Here is a 25917-nt window from a genome sequence, read left to right on the forward strand (position 1 = left end):
TCACACCAACTGTTGGATGCGGCCCTCGTCACACCTCGCCCCGAGCGGGTGCGACGGGAACCCGGTTCAACGGGTGAACAGTCCGATGCACTCCACGTGATGGGTGGAGGGGAACGCCGCGAAGGCCCGGACGTCCGCCAACTCGAATCCGTGGTCCCGGTACAGCCCCACGTCACGACCGAAGGACGCGGGATCGCAGCCCACGTGGAGGATCCGGCGCGGTCCCGCTGCGGCCACGGCGACCACCACGTCCTTGCCCGCCCCCGCCCGCGGCGGGTCGAGGACGACCACCTCGGGAGCCGGCAGATCGGGAATCACCCGCTCCACGCGCCCGTGACGGAAGGACACCTGGCCGAGGTCGGCGAGCGCCTCGATCCCGTCGTCCACGGCGGTCTTCGACGACTCGACCGAGACCACCCGACCGGACGGACCGACCTGCTCTGCGAGCACGGACGCGAAGACCCCCACTCCGCCGTACAGATCCCATGCCGTCGCACCCTCCGAGGTCTGCGCCCAGTCGGCCACCGCAGCCGAATAGGTCGACGCGGCACCGCGGTGGGCCTGCCAGAAACCGGTCGGCGCCAACCGCCACTCGCGTTCGCCGACCCGCTCGACCACACGTCCCGAGCCTTCGATCACCTTCTCCGGACGGCGCGCGTTCACCGCCGCCCGCCGCGACGCCGCGCCGCGCCGGCCCTGCCGTCGCGCACCACCCGAGAGGACCGGAGGTGCGATCTCCACCACGTGCCGCCGGCCGTCCGCGTCGAGTACGACCTGCAGCTCCGCTCCCGGCTGCCACACACGATCGGTGAGGCCGACGTAGGCGTGCGGATCGATCTGCGGGCACGCCAGTTCCGGGACGACCTCGTTGCTGCGGTACCGGCGGTATCCCGGGTTCCCCACCACGTCCACCGCGAGCCGGACCCGGGTGCGCCACAGGGTGCCGTTGGACGCACCGCCCGGCACCTCCTCGACGGTCACCTCGCGGTCCACTCCACCGAGCCGGCGCAGCTGCTCGGCCACCACCGCGCCCGTGAAACGGCGTTGCGCCTCGACGGTCATGTGCGCGAGGTCGCAGCAACCCGCCCCTCCCGGACCGGAGATCGGGCAGACCCGATCGACGCGGTCCTCGGACGCCTCGAGCACGTCCTCCACGTCGGCGAAGCAGAACGACCCGCCCCGATCCTCGGTGACCCGAGCGAAGACACGCTCCCCCGGCAGTCCGTGCCGCACGAACACGACGCGCCCCTCGAACCGCGCGACACACGCACCACCGTGGGCGGGATTGCCGAGGATCACCTCGATCCTCCGGCCGGACCAATCCGTACGCGGGTGTGCCTGACGATTCACCGCGGTTCCTCCTCGTTGTCCAACTGTCGATCCTGCCTGTTGGGGGCGGCCCGCCCCACCGCACCGGCGTCCGCGGACGAGCGCAGCTGCCAGGGCACACTCGTCACCATCACCCCCGGCTGGAAGAGGAGCCGGCTCTTGAGCCGCAGGGCGCTCTGGTTGTGGAGCAGTTGCTCCCACCAGTGCCCCACCACGTACTCGGGGATGAAGACGGTCACGACGTCGCGGGGAGAATCGCGCCGCACCCGGCGGACGTAGTCGAGGACGGGCCGCGTGATCTCCCGGTAGGGCGACTCGACGACCTTCAACGGCACGGTGAGATCGCTCTTCTCCCATTCGAGTACGAGACGCCGGGTGCTCTCGTCGTCGACGTTCACGGTGATCGCCTCGAGGGTGTCGGGGCGGGTCGCCCGCGCGTAGGCGAGGGCGCGCATCGTGGGCAGGTGCAAGGTCGAGACGAGCACGATCGAATGGGTGCGGCTGGGCAGCACCCCGTCCCAGTCCGCCCTCTCGAGTTCGGCGGCGACCGTGTCGTAGTGGTGCCGGATCGCCTTCATGAGCCCGAACGCGACGACCATGGTCACCACTGCGATCCACGCCCCGGCGGCGAACTTGCCCGTCAGCACGACCAGCAGCACCACCGACGTGGAGACGCACCCGACGCCGTTGATCAGCCGCGACCGCGCCATGCGGCCCAGCGCCGACGGATCCGTCTCGGTGCTCAGTTCCCGCGTCCAGTGCCGCACCATGCCGGCCTGCCCCAGGCTGAACGCGACGAACACACCCACGATGTACAGCTGGATGAGCCGGGTGACCTCGGCCTCGAAGACCCACACGAAGACGACGGCGATCCCGGCGAGGAAGAGGATGCCGTTGCTGAAGGCGAGCCGGTCGCCGCGGGTGTGGAACTGGCGCGGCAGGTAACGGTTCTGCGCGAGAACCGAACCGAGCACCGGGAATCCGTTGAAGGCCGTGTTGGCGGCGAGCACGAGGATCACGGCGGTGACGATCGTGATCAGGACGAACGCGGCCGGCACCCCCTCGAAGACGGTGTGCGCCAGCTGGGAGAGCAGCGTCTTCTGCTCGTAACCCTCGGGTGCACCGCGCAGCTGGGTGTCGGGATGCTCGGCCACCACCACACCGAGCCGCTCGGCGAGGAAGACCACCCCGAGGAACAGCGTGACGGCGATGCCACCGAGCACCAGCAGGGTCGTCGCGGCGTTGCGTGCCTTCGGCTTCTTGAAGGCCGGCACCCCCGTGCTGATCGCCTCGACACCCGTCAGCGCCGCGCAACCGGACGAGAAGGCGCGCGCGAGTAGGAGGACGAAGGCGAGCGCGGTCAGATCCGTCTGCTCGGCGACGAGTTCGAAGTCCGCCGACTCCGCACGCAGGTCGTCGCCGAGGACGAAGATCCGGAACATCCCGGCCCCGAGCATCACCAGCATGCAGCCCACGAAGGTGTAGGTGAGCACGGCGAACGCCCGGCCGGCGCGCCGGAGTCCGCGCAGGTTCACCGCGGTGAGCAGCACGATCGCGACGACGACGAAGAGCACCTTGTGCCGGGCGACGAACGGGACGGCCGATCCGACCGTCGCCGCCGCGGACGACAGCGACACCGCGACCGTCAGGACGTAGTCGACGAGCAGCGCACTGCCGACGGTCAGCCCTGCCGTGGGCCCGAGATTCTTCGTGGCGACCTCGTAGTCGCCGCCGCCGGACGGGTAGGCGCGCACGGTCTGGCGGTAGCCGGCGACCACGATCACGAGCACGAAGGCGACAGCGAGTCCGATCCACGGCGAGAAGGCGTAGGCGGACAACCCCGCGACGGAGAGGACGAGGAAGATCTCCTCGGGTGCGTAGGCGACCGACGACAGCGCGTCGGAGGCGAAGACCGGCAGTGCGGTGCGCTTGGGCAGCAACTCGTGCCCGAGAGTGTCGCTGCGGAAGGGGCGACCCAGCACGAGCCGCTTCGCCGCGGTGGAAAGCTTGGACACGCGCAAAGCCTATGCGGTTCCGGCCCCGAAGTACCCCTCGGCCGGGTCACGACCTCTCGAAGATCGTCACGCGGTACCGTTCGGATCGGCGGTCCACAGCGGTCCGTCTCGGAAAGATCGACCGGAACGGAGTCCACTGGGGTGTACGTGGTGGTGATGGGGTGCGGTCGGGTCGGTTCGGCGGTGGCCACCGCACTCGTCCGGCTCGGCCACGAGGTCGCGGTCATCGACCGCGATGAGAGCGCGTTCGGACGACTCGGCCCGGACTTCCCCGGTCGCACCGTGCTCGGCATGGGCTTCGACCGCGACGTCCTGATCTCTGCCGGCATCGAACACGCCGACGCCTTCGCGGCGGTCTCGTCCGGCGACAACTCGAACATCATCTCGACGCGCGTGGCCCGCGAGACCTTCGGCGTCGAACGCGTCGTCGCGAGAATCTACGACGCCAAGCGGGCCGCCGCGTACGAGCGGCTCGGCATCCCCACCGTGGCGACTGTGCCGTGGACCACCGACCGTTTCCTGCATGCGCTCACGCACGACAGCGAGACCGCCCGCTGGCGCGATCCCACCGGATCCGTCGCCATCGCCGAGGTGAACGTGCACGAGGGGTGGGTCGGACGACGCGTCACCGACCTCGAGGATGCCACGGGTTCGCGCGTCGCGTTCCTGATCCGGTTCGGCACCGGGTTGCTGCCCGACCGCAGGACGGTGCTGCAGGCCGACGACTCCGTCTATATCGCGGCCGTGGCCGGTTCGGTTTCGGAGGCGATCACACACGCCGAGAACCCGCCGGTCGACGAGAACTGACCCGTCCACCCGAGAGGAAGCCCACATGAAGGTGGCGATCGCCGGCGCCGGAGCGGTGGGGCGCTCGATAGCGCGGGAACTGCTGCGCAACGCCCACGAGGTGATGCTCATCGAGCGCAAACTCGACCACGTAGAACCCGAGTCCGTGCCGGACGCGACGTGGGTACACGCCGATGCCTGCGAACTCAGCTCGCTCGAATCCACCGGACTCGAGCAGTACGACGTCGTGATCGCGGCGACGGGCGACGACAAGGCCAACCTGGTCCTCAGCCTGCTCGCGACCACCGAGTTCGGTGTTCCACGGGTCGTAGCCCGCGTCAACGATCCGCGCAACGAGTGGCTGTTCGACGAATCGTGGGGTGTGGACGTCGCGGTGTCCACACCGCGCATGCTCGCGGCGCTGGTCGAGGAAGCCGTCACCGTGGGCGATCTGGTGCGGCTGATGACGCTGCGCAAGGGCGCGAACCTGGTGGAGGTCACCCTGCGCGACACCACCGCCCTCGCCGGGAAACCGGTCCGGAAACTGGAACTGCCGCGCGATACGGCACTCGTGGCGATCCTGCGCGGCGGGCGGGTGATCGTCCCTCAGCCGGACGATCCGCTCGAGGGCGGGGACGAACTGCTGTTCGTCACGGCGGAGGACGTCGAGGACGATCTCCGGCAGGCGGTGAACCGCTAGTCGCGGAGTCTGTGCCGACTAGTTGCAGAGCCGGTGCCGACCAGTCGCGGAGCCGGTGCCGGCTAGTCGCGGAGCCGGTGCCGACCGGGGAGCCGAGGCTGCCCGTCGTGCGTGCCGTGCTCGTCGCGGGGCTTGTTCGACAGCCCGTCGTCCGTCGCCGGATCGTCGGCCGGCGCGTCACCGACCGTCTCCGAGGGCGCGGGTTCGACGATGCGGTCGGCACGCCTGACCGCCCAGAGGGTCACGAGCAGGGCAAGAGCAGTGAGCGGCCAGCCCATGCCGATCCGGGCCACCGCGAGCCAGCCGGTGCGGTCCTCGTCGTAGAGGTGGTTCTGCACGAGATAGCGACCGAGGAAGACCAGGGTCCACGCGAGGGTCGCGACGTCGTAGGCGCGCACCGCGGTGGTATGCGAACGCCACCGCGATCCCTGGCCGTTGAGCATCCCCCAGATCACGCCCACGAGCGGTCTGCGGACGAGCACGGACAACAGGAATGCGCCCCCGTAGACCAGGCTCGCGTAGATCCCGAAGAGGAAGTATCCCTTCGCGTCGCCGGTGCGATGAGCGATGAAGGCACACAGGGCGACTCCGAAGAAGCCCGAGATCGCGGGCTGGATCGGGGTGCGCTGGATCAGGCGCCACACGAGCACCGCGAGGGCGACGCCCAGCGCGGACCAGATGGCGACGGTGAGGCCCCACAGGCTGTTGACGGGGACGAACACCAGCACCGGCAGCGTCGAATAGACCAACCCGCTGATCCCACCGAGTTGTTCGAGCATCGTCTGCTGGTTGGTGTCGCTCACTCCTACGAGCCTGCCACATCCGGCACAGGGGTACGACCCTGCGTGCACCAGGGGCACCACTCCGCGCGCACAGAGGTCAGGCGGGCTCGCGCAGCTCGTAGTAGGGGTTGTAGATCACCTTGCGTCCGTCGCGTTCGCCGACACGACCGCGGACCATCAACGTACGCCCGGGCTCGATCCCCGGAATGCGCCGACGACCGATCCACACGAGCTGGATCGAGTCGGTCCCGTCGAAGAACTCCGCCTCGACGACGGCGGCAGCGGCACGCGAACACGACTCGACACTGCGAAGACGTCCGTACATGGTCACTTCCTGACCGCGGGCGCATTCGACGACGGGTAGGGCGCCCGTGGAGTGCGAGGATTCGGCCATCTGCTCGGCATCGAGTTCTTCGATGTCCTCGGTGAGCCGCCGTGTGAGCCGACGCAGGTAGCCGGCCGGGGAAGCCATAACACGCTCCTGTACGGAAGGGGCACGGATCTCGCGCCACCGAACTCTTCTTCGCCCGCCACTGTAGACCCATTCTCGCCGGATACAAGTTGCACGGTGCACACGCGCGTGCAGCCGTCGGTCGTCCTGCTGTGCGGGCAGGTGAGCGCGGTCTCCGGGGTTCGATGGTGCAGGATCGTCCGCATGTCCCACAGCGAATCCCCGGTCCCCCCGACCGCCGGCACCGCGGTCGTGCTTCCCGGCACGGGTTCGGACGCATGCTTCGCCGAGAAGGCGTTCGGCGCCGAACTCCGACGGCGGAGCATCATCCCGATCGCCGTCGATCCGGATCCGCGCGGTGTGGTGGCGAGCTATCTCACCGCGCTCGACGAGGCGGCCGAGAACGGGCCGATCCTCGTCGGAGGGGTGTCGATCGGTGCAGCCGTCGCGTTGAGGTGGGCATACGACAATCCGGACCGGGTCGTCGGCGTCCTCGCTGCCCTACCTGCATGGACCGGCGATCCGCGGGAGGCGCCGGCCGCCGCGAGCGCGCGGTGGACGGCCTCCGAACTGCGCGCCCACGGACTCGATACGGTCACCGCTGCGATGACGGCGTCGAGTCCGCCCTGGCTCGCCCTGGAATTGACGCGTTCGTGGAGCGCCCAGTGGCCCGATCTCCCGTCCGCGCTGGACGAGGCCGCACACTACCGGGCACTCGACGTCGACGAACTGCGTGCCGTGACCGTGCCGGTCGGTATCGCCGCCGCGGTGGACGACGCGGTTCATCCGCTCGCAGTGGGGCGGCAATGGTCGCGGGAGATCCCTCACGCGGAACTCGCGACGGTGACACTCGAACAGGTCGGGGACGACCCCTCCGTGCTCGGGAGGTTGTGCCTCGCCGCGCTCGACAGGATCGTCCCCGTCCCGAACCGATGATCGGTACCGGCCTCAGAAGCCGAGTTGCTGCATCGCCGAACCGGATTCGCCGCGGCGCGGCGGCGTCTGCCGGGCGGGCGGGACCTGCTGCGTCTGCTGGGCGGGCTGTTCCGGCGGGGCCGTCCGCGGAGCGGGCTGCGCCGGAGCTGCGCCCTGTTGCTGCCGCGCCGCGCCCTGCTGTTGCTGCTGCGCGGCGGCCTGCTGTTGCTGCTCCTGCGCCGCGACGAGCTGGCGGGTGAGTGCCTCGGGCAACACGATCGGCAGCGGTGTACGGACCGGATGGGGTTCGGATCCGCGACGGACGACGGTGCCGGAGATCACCGACCGTGCGATCCCGACGAGTTCGGAGTCGGCTCCGGCGTTCCCCGAGGGCGCCGCGACGACGCAGCGGATCATCCAGCGGAAGCCGTCGACACCGATGAACCGGAGATCCGCGTTCGCGGTCCTGCCGTGCAGTTCGCGACCCCACGGCCCCGATTCGATGCTGACCTCGGCCTTGTCGTTGCGCAGCGTCTCCGCGAGCTCGGCGGCGACCTCACGCCACTGTCCCGGCGACTTCGGTGCGGCGTACGCGGAGACCGTGATGCGCCCGAACTGGGTCACGAGATGGACGTTCTGCGGCGTCCCGTTCGGAGCCATCTCGACCTGGATCTGACCACCGGCCGGCAGCGGTACGAGCACGGATCCGAGGTCGAGACGGGAGGCGGTCACCGTCTCCTCGTCGACCTCGTCGATGTCGTACGGGCCGGAATCGGCCGCACTTCCGGTGGCGTACTCGTCGTACTCCTCGTCGGCGGGCTCGTCGTACGCGCCGAGGTCGCCGGCGGAAGCGGCGTCGGTCGCCTCGATGTTCGACCCGCGGTCCTTGCGGCGTCGTCCGAACATGTCAGGAACCCTCCTTCACGAGGCCGGCGTGCCCGCCGCTCGATCCGTATCCGCCGCTGCCCCGCGCCGTGTCGTCGAGCTCGTCCACTTCGACGAATTCGACGAGTTCGACACGCTGGACGAGCAGCTGCGCGATGCGGTCGCCTCGGCGGAGTTCGACGGCGCGCTCGGTGTCGTGGTTGATCAGACACACCTTGATCTCTCCACGGTAGCCCGCGTCGACCGTCCCGGGAGTGTTCACGACGGACAGACCGAACTTGGCGGCGAGGCCCGAACGCGGGTGGATCAGGCCGACCGTGCCCACGGGCAGCGCGACGGCGATGCCGGTGCCGACGAGCGCCCGCTCCCCCGGGCCGAGGGTCACGTCGACCGACGTGCACAGGTCCACACCGGCGTCACCGGGGTGGGCACGAGTGGGCACGGGGAGCTCCGGATCGAGCCGGCGCAGCGGTATCGGGGGAAGATCGGTCACGTCGTCCGAGACTACTCGCGTGCCGGGTCGCTCCGCCGAGGCGACTATCCTTACGGTGTGTCCCGTTCCTCGCGCACCTCACCGACTACACCTCCGACGGCCGACGCTCCGACCTTCTCGGAGCGGATGTGGGTGCCGTGGTGGTGGTGGCCGATCGGGCTCGGTGTGGCCGCCCTGCTCGCGGCCGAGCTGCACATGGGTGCCCCGGGGATGTACGCGTGGCTTCCCTACGTCCTTCTGCTCCCGGTCCCGATCTGGGTCCTGACCTGGCTCTCACGCAGCCGGGTCGAGGTGGTCGACGGCGAACTGGTCGTCGGTCGCGCACATCTGCCCGTCGACGTGATCTCGCGGGGTGTGGTGGTTCCGGCGTCGGCCAAGAGCGCCGCGATGGGCCGCCAGCTCGATCCGGCGGCGTTCGTCCAGCACCGTCCCTGGGTGCGGACCATGGCGCTCGTCGTGCTCGACGACCCGGAGGATCCGACACCCTACTGGCTGGTGAGCACGCGGCGGCCTGCCGAACTGCTCGCGGCGCTGGGTTGCGACGAGTCGGGCCGCAAGGACGATCCGACCCGCAAGTAGGACTGTTCGAACGGGCACCGGGTCCCCGGATACGACAGGGCCCGGATACGACACGGCCCCGGATGCCGGGAACAGCAGAGGCTGCCGCGGCGCCGGGGCACGCAGGAGGGAGACGCGGGTGACCACGGCGCATCGTCGTCACCCGGCCTCGTTTCGCACCTATGTCCTCACGCTGCCCTATGTCCTCACGCTGCGCAGTCCCGGCAGATCATGACACCGTTCTCCTCGCTCGCGAGTCTGCTCCGGTGATGCACCAGGAAACAGCTCGAGCAGGTGAATTCGTCGGCCTGCTTCGGGACGACACGCACCGACAGCTCTTCGCCGGACAGATCCGCCCCGGGCAGCTCGAAGGACTCGGCGGTGTCCGATTCGTCGACGTCCACCACAGCGGACTGGGCCTCGTTGCGCCGGGCCTTCAGTTCCTCGAGTGAATCCTCCGACACATCGTCGCTGTCGGTCCGCCGGGGTGCGTCGTAGTCAGTCGCCATTTCCTCTTACCTTCTAGTACTCGTACCGGTAGCCGGCCGGGACACGGACGGTGCTCCCGGCCAGGGCAACGCACGGCCGTCCGTTGGAGTTCCCGACGGGTGTGCCATTGCTGTGGCATACCCGAATTGACTCTGTTTTCGCGCCGCACCGCCCATTCTTGGACGGTTCGGCCGCCGAACAATAGCCGACCTCACGCACGAATATGCAATCGATGCGTGGAAACGCCGGGAATTGTCTGGCAATCGTCATCAACAACACAACGACTCGTGACATTTCCTCGGGTCGGCGGTTCCACCGACCACGTCCGCGACCTCTACAGTGAGTGCGACGAACACGGCATGACACGAGAGGCAGGGCCGCGTGGTTTCCCTGATCACCGAAGGAAGCGCAACCGATGACCGCGGCCGCCCGTTCCGTCGGCGCCGGGTGGTCCCGGCCGCCGTGGCGGGTGCCGTCCTCGCCGCAGGCACGATCGTCGTGTGGTCCTCCGTGTTCACCTCGTCCGAGCCCGTCACGACCACCGTGGCGTGCAACGCTCCCCCGACCGAGGCCACCGACCCCGAAGGCCCGCAACCGGCTCCGCTCGGCGAGGTCGTGGACCGGTCGACGCTGCTCGAGGTCGAACCCGCTCCCCTGACGGCCACCCGGGTGCGCGTCTACAACGCCAACGGCGAACGCGGCCAGGCCACGCACGTGGCCGCTCAGCTGAGCGATTACGGTTTCTCGAGCCCGCCCGACGTGCAGGCCGGCAACGATCCGGTCTACGTCGACCAGAACATGCAGTGCCAGGGGCAGATCCGCTTCGGCGAGGCCGGGCGCGCTGCTGCGTCCTCGGTGTGGTTGCTCGCCCCGTGCGCCGAGTTGGTGCAGGACACACGCGAGGACGACACCGTCGACCTCGCGCTGGGAACCTACTTCCGGGACATCTCCCCCGGGGCGGATGCCGAAGAGGTCCTGCGGGCACTACGCGAGGTCCCGGCGGGCGAGGAGACGGCTCCGCTCGACCTCGATCTACTCACGGCCGCACGCAATGCCCGGTGCTGAATCTCTTTTCACAGACCGTGCATCCTGTTTTTCGTCACTGTTGAGGTAAAAGGTGACGAACCACAATTCATGATGTGACGAAACGGTCAATTCGGAATTGCGTCGAGCGCTCCGATTTCGGCGAGCAGAGTTTCGAAATCGGCCGCGATCCCCGGCGCGGCCGCGACCGTGAGTTCCCCGTCGTCCCCGGTGCCGCTCGGGACACGCACCACCGCACCGGCTTCCGCAGCGACGAGCGCCCCCGCCGCCCAGTCCCAGGGACCGAGTCCGTGTTCGTAGTGGGCGTCGACCCTGCCGGCCGCGACCATGCACAGGTCCAGGGCGGCCGCTCCGACACGCCGGATGTCGCGCACCCTCGGTAGCAGCGCTGCCACCAGCTCACCCTGACGTGCGCGTCGTGCCGGCGAGTACGAGAAGCCGGTCGCCACGAGCGCCAGTCGCGGATCCGTCACGGGATTGCATCGCAACGGCACCCGCGTGCCGTCGACGTCCAGATGGGCACCGAGACCCTCTGCCGCCGAGAACGTCTCCCCCGAGGCGATGTCGACGACGGCACCGGCCACCGAGCGTCCGTCGACCCGCGCGGCCACCGAGACCGCCGAGGCGGGGAGTCCGTAGACGAAGTTGACGGTGCCGTCGATGGGATCGACCACCCAGACGACTCCGCTCGCGGCAGTCGCCGTCCCGCCGTCGGCCCCGGTCTCCTCGCCGAGGAAGGCGTCGCCCGGCCGCAGTTCCGTGAGCCGACGCCGGATGAGTTCCTCACTCTCGGTGTCGGCGGCGGTGACGGGATCGGTCACCGTCGATTTCGTCCCCACACTGGCGGCCTCCCCCGAGCCCGGAGGACCGAACAGCTCGACCCGGCGTACACGGACGTAGGACGCGGCCTCACGGGCGACGGTCACCGCCACATCCCTCAGCGCGGACAACTCGGATTCGGGGATTGTTCTCTGTGCGTGCACGAACCGATCCGAACACAGTGCCGACGGTTTCGCCACCGACCCCGCACCCGGTGACACCGGGCACTATCGTTTCCACGAGCGGAGCAGCCGGCCCCACCCAGCGAGAGGAAGTACGCAATGGCACAGGACGTCCCCACGGACCGAGCGACTCCCGTCAACCACGGATTCGGAGTCGACATCGGGGGAAGTGGCGTCAAGGGTGCCGTGGTGGATCTCGACACGGGCCGCTTGGTCGGCGACCGCATCAAGATCCTCACTCCGCAACCGTCCACTCCCGAGGCCGTGGCGAAGACGGTGGCGCAGATCGTCGAACAAGCCGGCTGGACGGGTCCCGTCGGCGTGACCCTGCCGAGCGTGGTCACCGGAGGTGTCGCCCGCACCGCCGCCAACATCGACAAGTCGTGGATCGGGACCGACGCCGGATCCCTCTTCTCGCGGGTGCTCGGCGGCCGGGACGTCTCGGTGCTCAACGACGCCGACGCCGCGGGAATCGCCGAAGACCGCTTCGGTGCCGCCAAGGACACCGACGGCGTGGTGATCCTCCTGACCTTCGGCACCGGGATCGGTTCGGCCGTGCTGCACAACGGTGTACTGCTGCCCAACACCGAGTTCGGGCACATGGAGGTCGACGGCAAGGAGGCCGAGCACCGCGCCGCCTCGTCGGTCAAGGAGCGCAACGACCTGTCGTACAAGCAGTGGTCCAAGGAGGTCTCGCGCGTCCTCGCCCGCTTCGAGGATCTGCTCTGGCCCGACCTGTTCATCGCGGGCGGCGGCATCAGCCGCAAGCACGAGAAGTGGATCCCGCTCCTGACCAACCGCACCCCGGTGGTCCCCGCCGAACTGCGCAACGCGGCGGGAATCGTAGGGGCTGCTTATGCTGCGAAAACAGGTGTCACTCCCTGAGTCCGGCGCATCGGCCGCCCGAGGGATCGTTACAATGGTCCCCAGCAGGCCGGAACCGGCCCTCATCCCGACAGACCTCTCCGCCGGAATCACTCTGGCGCGACGCCGCACTACCTCGTCACGAAAGGGCGTACGTGGCAGCCACCGACATCCACACCGCTGATTCCGCCAACGAATCGGCACCCGTTGCGGACGCTTCGAGCGTCGCAGGCGCTGCGGACTCCGCGGAGGGCACCGCTCCCGGTGCCAAGCCGCCGGCGAAGAAGACCGCTGCGAAGAAGGACCCCGCGAAGAAGGCGGCCGCCAGGAAGGCTCCTGCGAAGAAGGCAGCCGCCAAGAAGACCACCGCGAAGAAGGCAGCAAAGAAGGCCACGAAGGCTGCGGGTTCGGGCGACGAGGACTTCGACGCCACCGAGGAAGCGGACCTCGCAGACCTCGAGGTCTCGGAGGGTGATCTCGCCGGCGCCGAGGATGTGGTGGTCGAGGACGACGAGCCCAGCGAGAAGGACAAGGCCTCGGGCGACTTCGTCTGGGACGAGGAGGAGTCCGAGGCGCTGCGTCAGGCACGCAAGGACGCCGAGCTCACCGCCTCGGCCGACTCCGTGCGCGCCTACCTCAAGCAGATCGGCAAGGTCGCCCTCCTCAACGCCGAGGAGGAAGTCGAGCTCGCCAAGCGCATCGAGGCCGGTCTGTACGCGACCCACATGCTGCAGCAGCTGGCGGCGAAGGGCGAGAAGCTCCCCGTCGCGCAGCGCCGCGATCTGAACTGGATCTGCCGCGACGGCAACCGGGCCAAGAACCACCTGCTCGAGGCGAACCTCCGTCTCGTCGTCTCGCTCGCCAAGCGCTACACCGGCCGCGGCATGGCGTTCCTGGACCTGATCCAGGAAGGCAACCTCGGTCTGATCCGCGCGGTCGAGAAGTTCGACTACACCAAGGGTTACAAGTTCTCCACCTACGCGACCTGGTGGATCCGTCAGGCCATCACCCGTGCCATGGCCGACCAGGCCCGCACCATCCGTATCCCGGTGCACATGGTCGAGGTCATCAACAAGCTCGGTCGTATCCAGCGCGAGTTGCTCCAGGATCTGGGCCGCGAGCCCACGCCCGAGGAGCTCGCCAAGGAAATGGACATCACGCCGGAGAAGGTGCTGGAGATCCAGCAGTACGCGCGTGAGCCCATCTCCCTCGACCAGACGATCGGCGACGAGGGCGACAGCCAGCTCGGCGACTTCATCGAGGACTCCGAGGCCGTCGTGGCCGTCGACGCCGTCTCCTTCACCCTGCTGCAGGATCAGCTGCAGTCGGTGCTCGAGACCCTGTCCGAGCGTGAAGCGGGCGTCGTGCGTCTGCGCTTCGGCCTCACCGACGGCCAGCCGCGTACCCTCGACGAGATCGGTCAGGTCTACGGCGTGACGCGCGAGCGCATCCGTCAGATCGAGTCGAAGACCATGTCGAAGCTGCGCCACCCGTCGCGGTCGCAGGTGCTGCGCGACTACCTCGACTGACATCCGTCACGAAGAACGAGGGCCATCCGATCGGGCGGCCCTCGTTCTTCGTTCCGGACCCCGAGGTCAGCAGAAGAAGGCCGCTGGAGAAGGGGCCGCTAGAGAAGCTCCGGTTCGTCTCCGGGAAGGCGCTGTCGCTCGTCACCTCCGGGGAGTCGTGTGGATGCGAACCGCATCACCGGTTCGACGACCCGCGCGGCCACCGGACCGAGCACGGCGGTGATCATCACGTATGCCGAAGCGATCGCCGCGAGGCGACTGTCGACGTGTCCGGAGGCGACGGCCAGCCCGGCGATCACGATAGAAAACTCTCCCCGGGCGATGAGTGCCGCGCCGGCGCGCGCCCGGCCCATCACGGCGATACCGTGACGGGCCGCCGCGATCCATCCGGTGACGAGCTTCGTCAGCGCGGTCAGCACGGCCAGCAGGATCGCCCAGCCGAGCACCGGCGGTATCGCCGTCGGATCGGTGTTCAGCCCGAAGAAGACGAAGAAGATGGCGGCGAACAGGTCGCGGAGCGGTTCGAGGACCCGGACCGCGTTGTGTGCCGTCGAACCGGAGATGGCGATGCCCAGCAGGAAGGCGGCCACGGCCGCGGACACCTGCAGGGCCGACGCGATCCCCGCCACCAGCAGCGCTGCGCCGAGCAGCTTGAGCAACAGCGTTTCCCGATCGGGGCTGTCGAGCACGACCGAGACGTAGCGCCCGTATCGCACCACCAGCACCAACACCACGGTGACGAGACCGAGTGAGATCGCGACGGCTTCGAGGCCGCCGAGCAGACTCACGCCCGCCAGGATCGCAGTGAGGATCGGGAGGTAGACGGCCATCGCGAGATCCTCGAAGACGAGGATCGACAGGACGACCGGTGTCTCGCGGTTGCCGAGGCGCCCCAGATCGGCGAGGACCTTCGCCACGATCCCGGACGACGAGATGTAGGTGACACCCGCAAGCACGAAGGAGCCGATGGGTCCGAGACCCAGGATCAGCGCGATGGCGGCTCCCGGCACCGCGTTCAGGGCGAGGTCGAGCAGGCCTGCCATCCGAGAGCGTCGCAGGCCGCTGATCAACTCGTTCGCGGTGTACTCGAGACCGAGCAGCAACAGCAGCAGGACCACGCCGATCTCGCTGGCGATGTGACTGAACGCCCCGATATCGCCGAGCTGGATGAAGCCACCATTGCCGAAGCACAGGCCGCCGATCAGATAGAACGGGATCGGCGACATGCCGATCCGCGCCGCGAGCCGTCCGAGGACGCCGAGTCCGAAGAACACCGCACCCAGTTCGATGAGTGCGAGTGTCGTCGTGTCCATTCTGCGGGATCAGCCGTTGCGCAGGATCCTGGCGGCCGCGTCGAGACCGTCGGCCGTTCCGACCGTCACCAGGATGTCCCCACCCGTGAGAACGAAGTCGGGTGTCGGGGACGGCATGACCTGACCGGCACGCATCACGGCCACGACGGACACACCGGTGCGGGTGCGCAACGCGGTGTCGCCCAGTACCGCTCCGTCGAACCGTGAATCCTCGTGGATGTGGAGCTGGCGGGTGAGGATTCCGGGCAGGTCGCGGTGGTCGTCACGCAACTGGGCGACGAGCTGTGGGGCACCGAGCAGATTGCTGAGCGTCGCCGCCTCCTCGACGGTGAGAGGCAGGGAGGCCGCACACGCGTCGGGGTCGCCCGCCTTCGAGATGATGAGGTCGCTGTGACCGTCCCGATGGGTGATCACCCCGATGCGGCGCCCGGAGGCCAGTTCGAAGTCCTTGCGTACACCGATCCCGGGAAGCGGCGTCACGTCGACGATCATGGTCGAAAGACTAGTCCTCCGGACCGACGGCATCCGCTCGCTCCCGGTCGAGGGGCGGGAACCGACCGTCCGGTCCCGGCAGGTAGGGCGTCACCTCCACAACGACGTCGACGGGCAGGGGCCCGTAGAGGTGCGGAAAGCGCATCGACTCCGGGTCCTCCGGTACGCCGGGTTCGAAACGGAGCGGGTCGACGAGGCGCGTCGGGTCGACGCGCAGCAGGAGGAGGTCCGTGCGGCCTGCGTACAACCGGTCGGCGGGCAGGTGCACCTGGTGCGGGGTCGACAGGTGGACGAAACCCTGGGTCCCGAGGGAGTCCGGCACGACCGCCCCGAGGGGTCGGAAGTGGTCCCAGTCGTCGCGGGAGATGATGTGCAGCAGGGTCTCGGTCATGGCGTCATTGTGCGTCGGACAGCCCGTCCGGGGCGTTTCCGGCCCCCTCGGGCTCTGCGCTGTGAGCGAACACACCGTGCGGAAAACGGCCATGTCGAAGCATTTTCGCTGTTCGATGCGTGAAACACGCCACCATTGGGCATCCAGGGGAACAACACGTGAATACGAATCGTCTGTCAGAGTAGATCCACCGCGCCGGCCGGTGCGGCGGACCAGACCCCGGCACCCGATATGAGCGGTGGCCAGTTTGGAGGAGTCATGCCCGGTACGTTGACCAGCCCGAAATTGACCGCTGCAGATCGCTGCGATCGGTGCAATGCCGCCGCTCGTGTCCGCGCCGTCCTTCCGACCGGCGGAGAACTGTTGTTCTGCGGGCACCACGCGAACGAGCACACCGACCGCCTCCGTGAACTCGGAGCGACGATCGTGAGCGAGTCCGACGCCACCGTGTGATCCGCCGTCCGGAACCACGGTTCCGAGACCCGACCGAACGGGCGACCACCTCGAGGTGGTCGCCCGTTCTCGTCGTCACCAACTGCGCAGGATCGCGATCCGGTCGCGCAGTTGCTCGGCGGTCGCCATCGCCGTCGGCGGACCACCGCACTGGCGACGCAGTTCGCCGTGGATCACCCCGTGCGGCTTCCTGGTCCGGTGGTGCACGACCGCGACGAGCGAGTTGAGTTCGCGACGGAGCTGGGCGAGGGTGTCGGCGGTCTCGACACGCTCGGTCACCTGGGGCGGCGGCGTGGGTGCCGGTTCAGCCTTCGGCTTGTTCAGCTGCTGTTCCTGACGCTGACGCAGCAGCGCCCGCATCTGTTCCGCGTCGAGCAGACCCGGGAGCCCCAGATAATCGGCCTCCTCGTCGGAACCCGCGAATGTCGCGGTGCCGAAAGAGGATCCGTCGTAGATGACCTGATCGAGTTCGGCGTCCGCCCCGAGCGAGTGGTAGGCCTTCTCGTCCTCGCCGGGCTCGTCCTTGCGCCGGTTCGCGTCGGCGAGCAGCTCGTCGTCGAAGCCCTCCTTGACCCGGTGCGGCTTGCCGAGGACGTGGTCGCGCTGGGCCTCGAGCTGGCTGGCGAGCTCGAGCAGCACCGGCACGGACGGCAGGAAGACACTGGCCGTCTCCCCCTTGCGGCGCGACCGCACGAAGCGGCCGATGGCCTGCGCGAAGAACAACGGGGTCGAGGCGCTGGTCGCGTACACACCCACCGCCAGTCGCGGGACGTCGACGCCCTCGGACACCATGCGCACGGCGACCATCCACCTCTGGTTGCCCTCGCTGAACTGCGAGATGCGGTCGGAGGCGGTGGGATCGTCCGAGAGCACGACGGTCGGCATCTCGCCGGTGATCGACTCGAGGATCTTCGCGTACGCACGCGCGGTGGTCTGGTCGGTGGCGATGACGAGCCCACCGGCGTCCGGCATGCCGCCGGCACGCAGCTGCTGCAGACGGGTGTTCGCCGCCCCCAGCACCGCAGGAATCCAGTCGCCTTGGGGGTCGAGGGCCGTCCGCCACGCCCGGGCCGTCTGCTCGGCGCTGAGAGGCTCTCCCAGTCGCGCGGTGAACTCCTCCCCCGCACTCGTGCGCCAGCGCGCCTCGCCCGAGTACGCGAGGAATACGACGGGGCGCACGACGCCGTCGGCGAGTGCGTCGGCGTAGCCGTAGGCGTGGTCGGCCTTGGACTGCAGCAGACCGTCCTCGTTCGGTTCGTAGCTCACGAACGGGATCGCACTGTCGTCGCTGCGGAAGGGCGTACCGGTCAGTGCCAGACGGCGGGTCGCGTCCCCGAACGCCTCGAGAATGCCCTCACCCCAGCTCTTCGCGTCGCCACCGTGGTGGATCTCGTCGAGGATCACCAGGGTGCGACGCGCCTCCGTGCGCACACGGTGCTTGAACGGGTGCGAGGCGATCTGCGCGTAGGTGACCACGACGCCCTGGTAGTCGCTCGATGTCTGCCCGGTGGAATTCGTGAAGTTCGAGTCGAGCGCGATGCCGATGCGGGCCGCGGCACCCGCCCACTGGTGCTTGAGGTGCTCCGTGGGGGCGACCACCGTGATCTGGTCGACCGTCCGGTCGCGCAGCAGCTCCGACGCCACCCGGAGGGCGAAGGTCGTCTTACCGGCGCCCGGGGTCGCGACGGCGAGGAAGTCGCGCGGCTTCGTCGCGAGGTACTTGGTGAGGGCGCGGCGCTGCCAGGCACGTAGCTGGGCCACAGGGGCGGAGGTCGTAGCTTGTCCGACGGTTTCGGTGCTCACCGGTTTCTCGTGCTCCTTGTCCGCTTCGCTCGGGTCGGTGCCACCGCACTCGTCCGGGCGCCGACCGTCATGGAGCCTATCGTCTCGGAGCCCGTGAACCCGCCGAAGCCGCGGCGTCGGCGGGTTCTCCGAGGACTGCGTGGCAGAATTCGAGAGGCCCTCACCTGCCTGTGCGCGCACGCGAGCGTGTCTTCAGGAATTCTGGAAGTAGATGAACGACACACCACGATCCCCCGCACAGGCACCCTCCGGCCGCGTTCGCCGCGCGGTCGGAAAGGGCTGGAAGGTCGTGACGCACACCCTGTCGTCGGCCTGGGACCACTCGATCTTCAGCAAGGCGGCGACCGCGGCCTTCTGGCAGACCCTCTCACTGCCGCCCCTGTTGCTCGGTCTGCTCGGCAGTCTCGGTTACGTCGGTGGCTGGTTCGGTCCCGACACGGTGGAGATCATCACGTCGAAGACCGTCACCTTCCTCCGCTCGGTCTTCAGCGACAGCGTGGTCGACCAGATCATCGAACCCACGGTCGAGGACGTCCTCCGTCGGGGTCGCGCCGACGTGATGTCGTTGGGCTTCGTGTTGTCGCTGTGGGCAGGATCGTCGGCGATCTCGACGTTCGTGGATTCGATCGTCGAAGCGCACCACCAGCAGGACCATCGCCACCCGGTGTGGCAGCGGATCTTCGGGCTGCTCCTCTACGTGATCTTCCTGATCCTGGCGGTGTTCACGATGCCGCTCGTCGCGCTCGGACCCACTCTGATCGGCCGGTTGCTGCCCGACGCCTGGTTCGATGTCGGCTCACGGATCATCGACACCTTCTACTTCCCCGCGGTGGGTCTGCTCCTACTGATCGGTCTGACGACCCTGTACAAGGTGGCGCTGCCGAAGTCACTGCCGTGGCACCGACTGCTCGGTGGCGCGGTGCTGGCCGGGGTGTTCTTCCTCGCGTCGAGCGTGATCCTGCGGTGGTACCTGACGTGGGTCGCGGCCACGGGTTACACCTACGGTGCGCTCGCCGCCCCGATCGCGTTCCTGTTGTTCACGTTCTTCCTGGGGTTCGCCGTGGTCCTCGGAGCGGAGTTCAACGCCACGGTGCAACAGTTCTGGCCGGCGCGCGCCACGCGTCTGGAGCAGTGGCGGATCTGGCTCGCGGAGCAGTCGGCCCGTGATCCGTCGCCCGACAGCGGACCGGTGACGAACCTCACCCGCCGGTTGACGAGCTCCACGACCATCCGGCTGTCGGACCTGATCCGGCCCGGGGATCGCCAACCCGAGTCGTGGCCGATCGACGGGAAACCCGTCGAGTCGGATGCGGCGCCGGACGATCGGCCTGCCCCCCACGACGACACTGCTCCCCACGACGACACTGCCTCGCACGACGACACTGCCTCGCACGACGACAAGGCCGGGGGATCCGAAGTTCCCCCGGCCCAGACCGAACTGTTGACGGTGGAGGCAGTATCACCGTCTTCGCCGGCAGCAAGACCGTCGCCAGAATCACCCGACGCCGCGGCGGACGACGAGGTATTCCACCAGGTGTCTCAGTCGCCCTTGCGCAAACCGTCGTAGACTTTCTTGCATTCGGGGCACACCGGCGAGCCGGGCTTCGGCGACCGGGTCACCGGAAAGACCTCACCGCACAGCGCGACCACATGGGTACCCATGACCGCACTCTCGGCGATCTTGTTCTTCTTCACGTAGTGGAAGAACTTCGGGGTGTCGTCGTCGGTCGTTTCGTCGGTGGTGGTATCCGGCCGTTCCTTGATATCCGTGCTCACGTGTCCATGATGCCGCACGGAAGGGCCGGATGTGTATGTGCGTGCGACGGCCCGGCGTGGGAAGGTGGAAGACATGGCGAGAACTCACGGTTTCGGCGGATCCCCCGAGAACGGATCGCCCGACAACCCGGTTCTGATCACCGCGGCGGAGGCGTCGCTCGAGGATCAGCACCGAGCACGGGTTCGCAAGTACCTCACCATCATGTCGGTCCGCATCCCCGCCCTGCTGCTGGCGGCGATCGCGTACGGCGTATGGGCCAATCCCTGGATCTCGATGGCGATCATCGGGGTGTCGATCCCGCTGCCGTGGATCGCCGTCCTCATCGCCAACGACCGGCCGCCGCGCCGCAAGGACGAACCGAGCCGCTGGGACGGCCGCTTCGACGATGCCCCGGCGATCGAGTCGTCCCGCCACCATGTGATCGACGGCTGACAGGGACCCCGGACGGGACGCTTGCGAGAATGTCGTGGTGGACCGCGACCTTCTCCTGTCTCTCTGCCCGGCTCTGCGCACCGCACTGATCCGGTGCCGCTACGACCTCGACACCGTCCGGGAACTGCTCGGCCCCGAGGCGCACGCCGCCCTCGGGCGTAGCGAACCCGTCCCTGCCCGGCGCATCGCGCGCGGTGCGGGCGATCTCGGCGTGCTCGTGCGGCTGTTCCTCCTCCAGGACACCTGCCCCGAGGACGAGGTCGCGCAGGCTCTCGCCCCGGTGACGACGGAGCAGGCCGTGCAGGCGGGACTCGTCGAACGCGACGGCGACGGCGTGCGGGCCGCTCTCGACCTGCGGCCCCTCGACGCCGGGACCGGCAGCCGCTGGGTGCTGTCCGATCTCGACGGCTCGATCCGGCCCGTCTCGACCCGCCCCGATCACGTCCTCGGCGTCGGTCAGGCCTCCCTGTCGCTGCTGCAGGCCACCCCGACCGATCGGGTCGGTTCGGTGCTCGATCTCGGCACCGGTTGCGGGGTGCAGGCGATCCGCGCCGCGGACCACGCGGACGAGGTCACCGCGACCGACATCAACCCCCGCTGCCTGACCCTGGCCGCCGCGAGCGCCGCGTTGAACGAGATCGACATCGATCTTCTCGAGGGGTCGTGGTTCGAGCCGGTCGCCGGCCGGACCTTCGACCGCATCGTCGCGAATCCACCGTTCGTGGTGAGCGCCGGACGTGTCGAGCACAGCTACCGCGATTCCGGTCTCGACCTCGACGGCGCCAGCCGGCTCATGATCTCGCAGGCCGCCGAACACCTGAATCCCGGCGGCACCGCCGCGATGCTCGCGTCCTGGGTGCACGTCGAGGGCGAGGACTGGCGGACCCGCGTCGCATCGTGGCTGCCGTCACACGGCGTCGACGCCTGGATCGTGCAGCGCGATATCGCCGATCCGGCCCTCTACGTCGGGACGTGGCTGCGAGACGGTGACGCCGATCAACGCGAGCCGGAGGTCGCGGTGCGCGCCGAGCAGTGGCTCGACCACTTCGAGGAGCAGGGCGTCGAGGGCGTCGGGTTCGGGTTCGTCTACCTGCGCCGCACCGACCTGCCGTCCGATGTGATGGCCGAGGACCTGCGGCACGCGTTCACCGACGCGCTGGGTGACGAGGCGGTCGACTACTTCCGGCGCCTCGACTGGCTGCGTACGCACGAGGTGCTCGACGCCCGTTTCGCGGTGCGGCCCGACACGGCCCTCGAGCGGGTGCACCTGCCCGGCGAGGACGGGTGGGACCAGGTGGTCGTGCGGGTGCACCGCAGTGGCGGTCCGGCCTGGCAGCACGAGGTGGACGACCTCGCGGCCGCCCTGCTCGGCGGCATGCGCGCCGACGGTCTTCCGCTCGGGGATCTCGTGTCGCTGCTCGCGGCCGCGCACGGCGAGGACGAGGACGACCTCCTCACGCAATCGGTGGGCCTCGTGCACGGCTTGGTGCGGCACGGGTTGATCGAGCCCGTCTGACCCCCTCCGGCGCGTTCCTGAGGTTCCACGATTCGGTTCTCTCAGCAACTTCTCAGGAGCTCATCGGGTTAGTGCAGGTCAGCGCGGTGGTACTCCGAGACCGACGGGAACTCCACCGCTTCGCCGGTCGTTGAACCCTGTGAGACACCACCGATGAGGAGGCACGTCATGGCACGCCCCGAAACCACCGCTCGCTTCGATTCCGACCTGGACGGTCAGAGCCCCGCAGCCGATCTCGTTCGCGTCTACCTGAACGGCATCGGACGGACCGCTCTGCTCACCGCAGCCGACGAGGTGGAATTGGCCAAGCGGATCGAGGCCGGCCTGTATGCCAAGCACCTGCTCGAGACGAAGAAGCGTCTGTCGGCGGCGAAGAAGCGCGACCTCGCGATCATCGTCCGCGAAGGACAGGCCGCTCGTAGCCACCTGCTCGAGGCGAACCTGCGCCTCGTCGTCTCGCTGGCGAAGCGTTACACCGGACGCGGTATGCCCCTGCTGGACCTCATCCAGGAGGGCAACCTCGGCCTGATCCGCGCGATGGAGAAGTTCGACTACGCGAAGGGCTTCAAGTTCTCGACCTACGCGACGTGGTGGATCCGTCAGGCCATCACCCGCGGAATGGCCGACCAGAGCCGCACGATCCGGCTCCCCGTCCACCTCGTCGAACAGGTCAACAAGCTCGCCCGCATCAAGCGTGAGCTGCACCAGCAGCTCGGCCGCGAGGCGACCGACGAGGAACTCGCCAACGAGTCGGGTATCCCCGTCGAGAAGATCGCCGACCTGCTCGACCACAGCCGCGACCCGGTGAGCCTCGACATGCCCGTCGGCAACGACGAGGAGGCCCCGCTGGGCGACTTCATCGAGGACGCCGAGGCGACGTCCGCCGAGACCGCCGTCATCGCCGGACTCCTGCACAGCGACGTCCGCAGCGTCCTCGCGACGCTCGACGAGCGCGAACAGCAGGTCATCCGCCTGCGCTACGGCCTCGACGACGGCCAGCCCCGCACCCTCGATCAGATCGGCAAGCTCTTCGGGCTGTCCCGTGAGCGTGTCCGGCAGATCGAACGCGAAGTGATGGTCAAGCTCCGCGAAGGAGACCGCGCCGAGCGCCTTCGCGCCTACGCCAGCTGACCGGGCGCGTCAGCGGTATCCGATCCCCGAGAACCGGGCTGGGTTCTCGGGGATCGTTGCCGTTCGGGTGCCTTCTCCGGCAGGTGTCCGGCCGCCGGACTGCCGTCAGCGCAGACGGCGCGGTCCGAGGTCGAGCGGGTGCGGTTCGGGCCCGATCCGCACGTGCGCGTCGGTGAGTTCGGCTCCCACCACCGAGGCCAGGACCGGTTCGCACACCAGTTCGCGCACCTCGGGCAGGTCGTCGGCGAGCGCCGAGATCCTCTGGACGAAGTCGACGAGTGCCGGCTTGTTCACCGGTGCGGCATTGCGATAGCCCGAGAGCAACGGCGCCGCCTTCGGCGCGTCGATCAACTCGACCGCCTCGTCCTCCGTGAGCGGAAGAACCCGGTAGGCGCGGTCGCCGAGCAGGTCGGAGATCACACCGGCGAGACCGAACGAGATGAGCGAACCGAACGACGGGTCGTCCTGCACACGGATCGCGCAACCGATGCCCTTGTGGGCCATCCGCTGCACGTGCATCAACGGCTCCCCCGACACCGCGGCCAGGTCGCAATAGGCGATCCGTACCGAATCGGCGTCGACGAGATCGAGCCGGACCCCGGTCAGATCGGGCCGGTGCCGCCACTGCGCACCGGTGGCCTTGACCGCCACGGGGAAGCCGATCTCGTCCGCCGCCGCGACCGCCTCCTCCTCGGTGGTGACGGCGCGGAAGTCCGCGACCTCGACTCCGTAGCAGGACAGCAGCAGGGCCGCCTCGGTATCCGACAGGTAGCGACCCTCGGGAGTCGTCTCGAGCCAGCCGTCCACGAGCGCACGGGCGCGCTCGGGATCGATGCCCGCCGGTCGCACGACCTGCGAGGGCGGACGACTGCGCCATTTCGCGTACCGCCACGCCCGCCCCAGGGCGAGCGCCGCTCGTTCCGGACCGGGATAGGACGGCACGGATCCGCGGGTCGGGTTGCCGTCCGGTCCGCGCACGGCCAGGACGTCGGGGATACCCTCGGTCGCCAGGAAGGTCGTGACCACCGGCTTCTCCGACCCGGCGACGGCGTCGCGCAGGGCCTGCGCGTAGGGCTGGACGTCGACGGCGACCGGCGGGACGAAGACCGCGATCACCGAGTCGACATCGGGTGAGTCGAGCGCCCGGGCGACGGCTTCGGCGAATTCCTCGGGCGACGCCTGCGCGCCGAGATCTACCGCGTCCGGTGCCTGCAGACCCTGGCCGCGGGCGGCGTCGACGGCGAGCAGACCCAGGGCGGTGGAGTTGCCGACCACGGCGACGCGGGGACCCGCGGGCAGCGGCTGGTAACCGAACAGCAGGGCCGAGTCGAAGAGCTGGCCGATGGACTCGACCTGGACGACACCGGCCTGCTCGAACAGGTATCGCACGATGGTGTCGTCCATCTCCCCCGTCCGGGCGGCGAGCGCCGGCGGCACCGCGTGGCGGCCGCTCTTGACGGCGACGATCGGTTTGCTGCGCGCCACCCGCCGCGCGATGCGCGAGAACTTGCGCGGGTTGCCGAAACTCTCCAGATACAGCAGCACCACTTCGGTGGCAGGATCGGTGTCCCAGTACTGCAGCAGGTCGTTGCCGGACAGGTCGGCGCGGTTGCCGGCCGAGACGAAGGACGACAGTCCGACACCCGTCTTGGCGGCCTCGTCGAGGATCGCGATGCCGAGGGCGCCGGACTGGCAGAAGAAACCGACGTTGCCGGACGCCGGGAGCACGGGCGCGAGGGTCGCGTTGAGTCGGATGGCGGGATCGTTGTTGGCGACACCGAGAGCATTCGGCCCGATGAGTCGCATACCGTGCGACCGCGCGGCCAGCGTGAGCCGCCGCTCGGCGTCGCGACCCTCCGGTCCGGTCTCGCCGAAACCGGACGAGACGACGAGCAGGGCCTTGACACCCTTCGCGAGACAGTCGTCGAGCACCGAGTCGATCGATTCGGCGGGGACGGCGGCGACCGCGAGATCGATCTCATCGGGGATGTCGCGGACGGTCGGGTAGGCGCGGACACCTCGGACGGACCGGTGTTCGGCGTTGACCGGGTAGACCGGCCCGGTGAACCCGCTGCGCAGCATGTTCACCAGGACGGCGTTGCCCACCTTGCGGCTGTCGGTGGAGGCACCGATGACGGCGACACTGCCGGGACCGAGGATGTTGCGCACGCTGCGCGCCTCGGCGGCGCGTTCGCGGGCGTTGCGGACCGAGACGAGGGCTTCGGTGGGGTCGATCGCGAACTCGAGCCGGACGACTCCCCCTTCGAAGCTGCGGCTGACCTGGTAGCCGGCTTCCCGGAAGACCGTGATCATGTGCCGGTTCTCGGCGAGGACCTCGGCGACGAAGGTGTGCAGTCCGTTCTCGGCGGCCGCGCCGGCGAGATGTTCGAGCAGGATCGGACCGAGACCGCGTCCCTGGTGAGCGTCGGCGACGGTGAAGGCCACCTCGGCGGAGAGACCGTCGCCCTCGTGCGAGAGTCCCTCGTACCGCCCGACGGCGATGATCTCGTCGCCGAGCACCGCGACGAACGCCACCCGGGACTTGTGGTCGACGACCGTGAAGTTGAACAGGTCCTTCTTCGAGATCGTCGGGTACGGACCGAAGTACCGCAGATAGCGGGTGCGTTCGGACAGTTTGCTGTGAAAGGCGACGATCGCGTCAGCGTCCTCGGGGACGATCGGCCGCAGGTGTACGACACCGCCGTCCGAGGCCAGCACGTCGGCGACCCAGTGCCGCGGATAGTCGCGGGCGCGCGCCAGCGCCGCCT

Annotated in this window: 26 protein-coding genes; 12 read left to right on the forward strand and 14 right to left on the reverse strand. The window is 68.8% G+C overall.

All coding sequences use genetic code 11. From position 1 onward, the window contains the following. Nucleotides 1-66: 66 nt before the first annotated feature. Nucleotides 67-1350 (reverse strand): class I SAM-dependent RNA methyltransferase, encoded by a 1284-nt coding sequence (locus BLV31_RS15545; RefSeq protein WP_064060808.1) that lies wholly within the window; start codon nt 1348-1350, stop codon nt 67-69. Next, entirely contained in the window at nt 1347-3344 is a 1998-nt protein-coding gene (locus BLV31_RS15550) for an APC family permease (RefSeq protein WP_024100727.1), read from the reverse strand. The genes BLV31_RS15545 and BLV31_RS15550 overlap by 4 nt, the downstream gene beginning before the upstream one ends. 141 nt (nt 3345-3485) lie before the next feature. On the opposite strand from BLV31_RS15550, the gene BLV31_RS15555 reads away from it, so the two are divergent. Continuing rightward, nucleotides 3486-4151, forward strand: coding sequence for a potassium channel family protein (locus tag BLV31_RS15555; protein ID WP_064060807.1), 666 nt, complete (start codon nt 3486-3488; stop codon nt 4149-4151). A gap of 25 nt (nt 4152-4176) precedes the next feature. Then, the gene (locus BLV31_RS15560) at nt 4177-4830 is read left to right on the forward strand and encodes a potassium channel family protein (RefSeq protein WP_016694461.1); all 654 of its coding nucleotides are present in this window, start codon (nt 4177-4179) and stop codon (nt 4828-4830) included. Between the two features lie 62 nt (nt 4831-4892). On the opposite strand, the gene BLV31_RS15565 is transcribed toward BLV31_RS15560, so the two are convergent. Both BLV31_RS15565 and BLV31_RS15570 read right to left on the reverse strand, forming a co-directional pair. Then, nucleotides 4893-5633: a DUF3159 domain-containing protein gene (locus BLV31_RS15565; protein WP_006551352.1), complete on the reverse strand. Its 741-nt coding sequence runs from the start codon at nt 5631-5633 to the stop codon at nt 4893-4895. Between the two features lie 76 nt (nt 5634-5709). After that, nucleotides 5710-6084: an OB-fold nucleic acid binding domain-containing protein gene (locus BLV31_RS15570; protein ID WP_006551351.1), complete on the reverse strand. Its 375-nt coding sequence runs from the start codon at nt 6082-6084 to the stop codon at nt 5710-5712. 183 nt (nt 6085-6267) lie between these two features. Here BLV31_RS15570 and BLV31_RS15575 point away from each other — a divergent pair, with 183 nt between their 5' ends. Further along, entirely contained in the window at nt 6268-6999 is a 732-nt protein-coding gene (locus tag BLV31_RS15575) for an alpha/beta fold hydrolase (RefSeq protein ID WP_064060815.1), read from the forward strand. 12 nt (nt 7000-7011) lie between these two features. Here the strand turns inward: BLV31_RS15575 and BLV31_RS15580 are convergent, their stop codons facing one another. Next, a complete protein-coding gene (locus tag BLV31_RS15580; RefSeq protein WP_064060806.1) occupies nt 7012-7884 on the reverse strand; it encodes a DUF3710 domain-containing protein in 873 nt (290 codons plus the stop codon). Between the two features lies 1 nt (nt 7885). Continuing rightward, nucleotides 7886-8356: a dUTP diphosphatase gene (gene dut / locus BLV31_RS15585; protein WP_006551348.1), complete on the reverse strand. Its 471-nt coding sequence runs from the start codon at nt 8354-8356 to the stop codon at nt 7886-7888. A gap of 126 nt (nt 8357-8482) precedes the next feature. Between dut and BLV31_RS15590 the strand changes: the two genes are divergently transcribed. Beyond that, a complete protein-coding gene (locus tag BLV31_RS15590) occupies nt 8483-8935 on the forward strand; it encodes a DUF3093 domain-containing protein (protein ID WP_006551347.1) in 453 nt (150 codons plus the stop codon). 185 nt (nt 8936-9120) lie between these two features. Here the strand turns inward: BLV31_RS15590 and BLV31_RS15595 are convergent, their stop codons facing one another. Then, the gene (locus tag BLV31_RS15595) at nt 9121-9423 is read right to left on the reverse strand and encodes a DUF4193 domain-containing protein (RefSeq protein WP_006551346.1); all 303 of its coding nucleotides are present in this window, start codon (nt 9421-9423) and stop codon (nt 9121-9123) included. Nucleotides 9424-9784: 361 nt separating this feature from the next. Here BLV31_RS15595 and cei point away from each other — a divergent pair, with 361 nt between their 5' ends. Then, complete coding sequence (gene cei / locus BLV31_RS15600; RefSeq protein ID WP_006551345.1) at nt 9785-10468, forward strand: envelope integrity protein Cei; 684 nt, start codon at nt 9785-9787, stop codon at nt 10466-10468. Between the two features lie 86 nt (nt 10469-10554). On the opposite strand, the gene BLV31_RS15605 is transcribed toward cei, so the two are convergent. After that, nucleotides 10555-11448 carry an inositol monophosphatase family protein gene (locus BLV31_RS15605; protein ID WP_051121554.1) on the reverse strand — a complete coding sequence of 298 codons (894 nt, stop codon included), beginning with the start codon at nt 11446-11448 and terminating at the stop codon, nt 10555-10557. 99 nt (nt 11449-11547) lie between these two features. Here BLV31_RS15605 and ppgK point away from each other — a divergent pair, with 99 nt between their 5' ends. Continuing rightward, nucleotides 11548-12333, forward strand: coding sequence for a polyphosphate--glucose phosphotransferase (gene ppgK / locus BLV31_RS15610; protein WP_064060805.1), 786 nt, complete (start codon nt 11548-11550; stop codon nt 12331-12333). A 134-nt stretch (nt 12334-12467) separates the two neighbouring features. Beyond that, a complete protein-coding gene (locus BLV31_RS15615; RefSeq protein ID WP_064060804.1) occupies nt 12468-13841 on the forward strand; it encodes an RNA polymerase sigma factor in 1374 nt (457 codons plus the stop codon). A 98-nt stretch (nt 13842-13939) separates the two neighbouring features. Here the strand turns inward: BLV31_RS15615 and BLV31_RS15620 are convergent, their stop codons facing one another. From BLV31_RS15620 to BLV31_RS15630, 3 genes are read right to left on the reverse strand one after another with little or no spacing between them, the layout of a single operon-like run. After that, nucleotides 13940-15154 carry a cation:proton antiporter gene (locus tag BLV31_RS15620; protein WP_064060803.1) on the reverse strand — a complete coding sequence of 405 codons (1215 nt, stop codon included), beginning with the start codon at nt 15152-15154 and terminating at the stop codon, nt 13940-13942. Between the two features lie 9 nt (nt 15155-15163). Then, nucleotides 15164-15646 carry a cation:proton antiporter regulatory subunit gene (locus BLV31_RS15625; RefSeq protein ID WP_064060802.1) on the reverse strand — a complete coding sequence of 161 codons (483 nt, stop codon included), beginning with the start codon at nt 15644-15646 and terminating at the stop codon, nt 15164-15166. 10 nt (nt 15647-15656) lie between these two features. Next, nucleotides 15657-16037, reverse strand: coding sequence for a DUF952 domain-containing protein (locus tag BLV31_RS15630; RefSeq protein WP_006551339.1), 381 nt, complete (start codon nt 16035-16037; stop codon nt 15657-15659). Between the two features lie 258 nt (nt 16038-16295). Between BLV31_RS15630 and BLV31_RS15635 the strand changes: the two genes are divergently transcribed. Next, entirely contained in the window at nt 16296-16490 is a 195-nt protein-coding gene (locus tag BLV31_RS15635) for a DUF7455 domain-containing protein (RefSeq protein WP_006551338.1), read from the forward strand. Between the two features lie 75 nt (nt 16491-16565). Here the strand turns inward: BLV31_RS15635 and BLV31_RS15640 are convergent, their stop codons facing one another. Beyond that, a complete protein-coding gene (locus BLV31_RS15640) occupies nt 16566-18293 on the reverse strand; it encodes a DEAD/DEAH box helicase (RefSeq protein ID WP_024100707.1) in 1728 nt (575 codons plus the stop codon). 211 nt (nt 18294-18504) lie between these two features. Here BLV31_RS15640 and BLV31_RS15645 point away from each other — a divergent pair, with 211 nt between their 5' ends. After that, on the forward strand, nt 18505-19860 hold the full coding sequence (locus tag BLV31_RS15645) for a YihY/virulence factor BrkB family protein (RefSeq protein ID WP_019289204.1): 1356 nt from the start codon (nt 18505-18507) through the stop codon (nt 19858-19860). Here BLV31_RS15645 and BLV31_RS15650 read toward each other — a convergent pair. Then, nucleotides 19833-20069 (reverse strand): DUF3039 domain-containing protein, encoded by a 237-nt coding sequence (locus BLV31_RS15650; RefSeq protein ID WP_006551335.1) that lies wholly within the window; start codon nt 20067-20069, stop codon nt 19833-19835. The genes BLV31_RS15645 and BLV31_RS15650 overlap by 28 nt on opposite strands. A 73-nt stretch (nt 20070-20142) precedes the next feature. Here BLV31_RS15650 and BLV31_RS15655 point away from each other — a divergent pair, with 73 nt between their 5' ends. The 3 genes from BLV31_RS15655 (at nt 20143) to BLV31_RS15665 (ending at nt 23149) form a co-directional block, all read left to right on the forward strand. Beyond that, nucleotides 20143-20502, forward strand: coding sequence for a DUF3099 domain-containing protein (locus BLV31_RS15655; protein WP_006551334.1), 360 nt, complete (start codon nt 20143-20145; stop codon nt 20500-20502). 37 nt (nt 20503-20539) lie between these two features. Then, nucleotides 20540-22018, forward strand: coding sequence for a DUF7782 domain-containing protein (locus tag BLV31_RS15660; RefSeq protein ID WP_064060801.1), 1479 nt, complete (start codon nt 20540-20542; stop codon nt 22016-22018). A 168-nt stretch (nt 22019-22186) separates the two neighbouring features. Beyond that, complete coding sequence (locus tag BLV31_RS15665) at nt 22187-23149, forward strand: sigma-70 family RNA polymerase sigma factor (protein ID WP_006551332.1); 963 nt, start codon at nt 22187-22189, stop codon at nt 23147-23149. A gap of 105 nt (nt 23150-23254) precedes the next feature. Here the strand turns inward: BLV31_RS15665 and BLV31_RS15670 are convergent, their stop codons facing one another. Next, a complete protein-coding gene (locus BLV31_RS15670) occupies nt 23255-25909 on the reverse strand; it encodes a bifunctional acetate--CoA ligase family protein/GNAT family N-acetyltransferase (protein WP_051424908.1) in 2655 nt (884 codons plus the stop codon). Between the last annotated feature and the right edge of the window lie 8 nt (nt 25910-25917).

It is taken from the genome of Rhodococcus pyridinivorans (assembly GCF_900105195.1).
GTDB classification, from domain to species: Bacteria; Actinomycetota; Actinomycetes; order Mycobacteriales; family Mycobacteriaceae; genus Rhodococcus; species Rhodococcus pyridinivorans.